The organism is Pseudomonas sp. URIL14HWK12:I5 (assembly GCF_900176445.1).
Lineage (GTDB): Bacteria > Pseudomonadota > Gammaproteobacteria > Pseudomonadales > Pseudomonadaceae > Aquipseudomonas > Aquipseudomonas monteilii.
Genome location: NZ_FWXQ01000024.1, coordinates 1 through 1,683 on the forward strand (window position 1 = coordinate 1; position 1,683 = coordinate 1,683).

General features: G+C 60.7%; 1 protein-coding gene and 1 pseudogene. Both read right to left on the bottom strand.

Annotated features, from left to right (window positions below):
• Positions 1-109: 109 nt before the first annotated feature.
• Positions 110-988, bottom strand: a complete 879-nt coding sequence (locus B9A31_RS26840; protein ID WP_025755081.1) for a DUF4123 domain-containing protein — start codon at positions 986-988, stop codon at positions 110-112.
• A pseudogene (locus B9A31_RS26845) lies at positions 988-1,683 on the bottom strand (type VI secretion system tip protein VgrG); the annotation flags it as partial. The pseudogene B9A31_RS26845 and the gene B9A31_RS26840, both read right to left, overlap by 1 nt.

Genomic DNA, 1,683 nt, shown 5'->3' on the forward strand with positions numbered 1-1,683 from the left:
AAGCGGCGGGTGCAGTCGGCGACCGGGCTGTTGCGCAGGGCGGGACGGTAGCCGGTGGTGATGCGCCGGCACAATTCTAGGGCTTCGTTCAATGAGTCCATTGTGTACCTCAGTCCTTGCCGTGCAGGCATCGCTGCACGTTATCGATCAGGGGCGTTCGCTGCTCGCGTGTAGCAGCGATTGCGTCTTGCCAGGCAGGTGATTCGCAGAGCTGTTCTCCGGCGCGGGCCATCATCAGCACATAGCTGACCAGGTCTTGCTCTCGATCCAGTCCTTGCGCGCGGGCCTGATTCAGGTGGTGCTGGATCAGGCCAATTTGCGTACCGTGGCAGACAGCCGTGAAGGCCGCGCAAGACGGCTCGTGCTTCAGCATTTCGGCAAGTTGATAGCTCAGTGGGTCGCCGGCCAAGGCTGCCCAGCAGTCTTCGCTCAGGGTGATGGGCGGGACATGGATCATGCGAGGCTGGTCGCCGCCAGCGATTTGCACCCACAACCTCTTGTGCGGATGCGCCACCGGGGACCACCAGCAATGAATGGGCGCCAACCACTCGGCCACGCCAGGCAACTCGCGGCAGGTATCCAACACTTGCAGGACGGCTGCGGTGTGGTAACGCAACAGGTAAGCGTGGCCATCCGGCCCGGTAACGGAGTTGGCCTGGCTCAAGTGCTGTACAAGCTGGGCGGCTGGCAGCGCACTGACGATCCAGCCACTCACCGCACCCATTGCACCTTGCTCCAGCTGCCACTGGAAATCGTACTGGCCTGAGACATCGGAACCTGGCCTGGAGCTGAACAACCAAGGGCCTACCGCGCGTAAATTGCTGAATTGGGCCTGTTGCAACAAAGGCCAGCAGCGCCCCGTGTAATGTTGGGTCAGCGTTTCCCGGGCCCGGGGTGAAAGGTTGGCCATTTCAACGACGGCACTCAGGCGATAGCGGTCGGATGTGCGTAGCACTTCTACCATTGCTCTGATAAATGGGCTGGGCATCAGCTGGCACCCTCCATGGGAATCATGTTGTGGCCGTCGGCGATGGCTTTGAGCAAGCAACTCAGACAAATCGGCTCCCCAGGCTCAGGTACGCCGGAAGTGGCAGTCATGCGCTGGCTGCCCTTGGCCTGCTGGCTGACCGGCCCCTTGAAGTCCAGCGCAAGGCCGTCCAGCGTGATGCCGGCGCCGTCGATTCGTAGAAGACCTGCCGGACTTCTGATCGTCAGGCTTTCGCTGACCTGGATGTCGTAAACCTTGGTGGTGTGCCGAATAGCCTCGCCGGTTTGCAATGTGCTGTGACCGGCCACGACCTGTTCGAGATGGCCACCGATCTCTACCGTATGGTTGGCCTTGGTGAGGTCCTGCCGGTGATTGCCGACGTGTTCGATTCGGTCCTTGCCTGTGGTGATGGTATGGGTGCGGCCAACGCTCAGGCTGTCGTCATTGCCAACTTCATGTGCCCGGTTCTGGCCGATGCTTACGGTCTCGTCCCGGGCAACGTCTTCAAGACGGTCCTGCCCAATCGAAATCGTCTCGTCCCGTTCGACGCGTTCGGTGCGGTCGTTGCCCACTTGCGTGGTCTCGTCGTGCTTGACGATGTTGTTCTTGTCCCGCTGGGCATGGATGAACACTTCCTCTTTGCCCAGTTCGTCCTCGAAACGCAGTTCGTTGTAACCATCACCTTTATGGGTCTG